Source organism: Arthrobacter sp. Hiyo1, assembly GCF_001263615.2.
Lineage (GTDB): Bacteria > Actinomycetota > Actinomycetes > Actinomycetales > Micrococcaceae > Arthrobacter.
The window spans coordinates 604,741-606,346 of sequence record NZ_DF952468.1; the positions used below are offsets into that span (position 1 = coordinate 604,741).

At 65.1% G+C, this 1,606-nt stretch carries 1 protein-coding gene; it reads right to left on the bottom strand.

Annotated features, from left to right (window positions below):
• Nucleotides 1-98 precede the first annotated feature (98 nt).
• A complete protein-coding gene (locus AHiyo1_RS02715; protein ID WP_059387531.1) occupies nt 99-1,337 on the bottom strand; it encodes an NAD(P)/FAD-dependent oxidoreductase in 1,239 nt (412 codons plus the stop codon).
• Nucleotides 1,338-1,606: the final 269 nt, after the last annotated feature.

Consider the following 1,606-nt stretch of genomic DNA (forward strand, 5'->3'; position numbering starts at 1 on the left):
AAGCTCGCCGGAATGGCCGGCCACGAGTCCAGCATCCAGACCGCAGGCACAGCGGCCCGCGGCCACGGTAGCGGCTCCTCCGGCGGTCCGGCCGGCCATCAGCTCGCCGGCAACAACTGATCCAGCGGAACGGCAGGATCAGCCAGGCGGTCCACATCCACCGGGATGCGCCCTGAAATGAGTGCCTTGACGGGCTTTTGTACCCGTTGCTGGTTGACGCTCATGCCCGCCACGACGGCGCCATCCCGTAGCCAGAACGCGAGGAAGGTGTTTTCCTCCAACGCGCCGCGGATGACGGGCACGGAACCTGCCGTGAGCGTGGGATATCCCCAGTACTCCATCGAGACGTCGAACTGGTCCGTATAGAAATACGGGACCACGTCCAGCATCGCGTCCTGTCCCAGCATCGCTTTGGCGGCGACCTTGCCGCCGTTGAGGGCGTTGGACCAGTGCTCGCTGCGGTGGTGCTCGCCCGTGAAGGGATGCAATGCATTGGCAACGTCTCCGGCTGCGAACACGTCCGGACTGCTGGTCCGGAGCGAAGCATCCACCACGATTCCGTTGCGGATCTCCAAGCCGGCTGCTTCGGCCAGGGCCGTATCCGGAACGACCCCGACCGCCATCACCACGAGGTCGGCAGGGAGGACCTCGCCGGAGTTCGTGACAACGGCGCTCGCCTTGCCCCCGACGCCGGTGATTTCCGCGGCGCTCGCGGGGAGCCGGAACTGCACGCCGTGCTTTTCGTGCAGGCTGCGGAAGAAGCCTCCCAGTTCGGGTCCGATGGCGACGCCGAGCGGGACGTCTTCCAGTCCCAGCAAGGTCACGGCGTTTCCGTAGCTGCTCGCGGCCGCGGCAAGCTCCATGCCGATCCAACCCGAGCCGATCATCACCACATTCCGGCCTCCTCCGGACAGTTCTTCCTTGAGCCTGCGGGAATCATTGAAGGTGCGGAACGTCATGACACCGGCAAGATCCGAACCGGGGAGCGGAATCCGGCGCGGCTGCGCCCCCGTGGCGATCAGGAGCTTGCTGAACGGAAGCCCGGTTCCTGATCGCAGATGCACCGTGTGGGCGGCAGGATCGGCAGCCGCGACCGCCTCGCCAAGGAGGAGTTCGACGTCGTTCTCCCCGTACCAGCCGGCCGCCAGCACCGGGACGGTATCCTCGCCGGCCTTGCCCAGGAGGAACTCCTTCGAGAGTGGAGGGCGCAAGTAGGGCTGTTCATTCTCGGCGCAGACCACGGTGATGCGGCCCTGGAATCCTTCGGAGCGCAGTGTCTTGGCAGCCGTGGCGCCGGCCAGTCCGCCGCCTGCAATCAGGATGTGTTCGGTGTCCATGGTGACTCGATTCGCGGGGCGTTGGCGGTTCGCATGCGCGGTCTGCGTGTGCGTCAACGCGCGCGCAGCCGCGATCTAAAACTGTTAGTTTTGACTTTAGAATCGTCCGGGATGCTGGTCAAGGCATTTTTGGGGCGGATTCCCGCGGGCGCTAGAATAGTTGGGCGCGCTTACTCACTTCAGCCGCAATTCTTCCCCCACCATCAACAGAAAGCCAGCATGCGAGTTCTTGCAGCCATGAGCGGCGGAGTCGACTCCGCTGTTGCCGC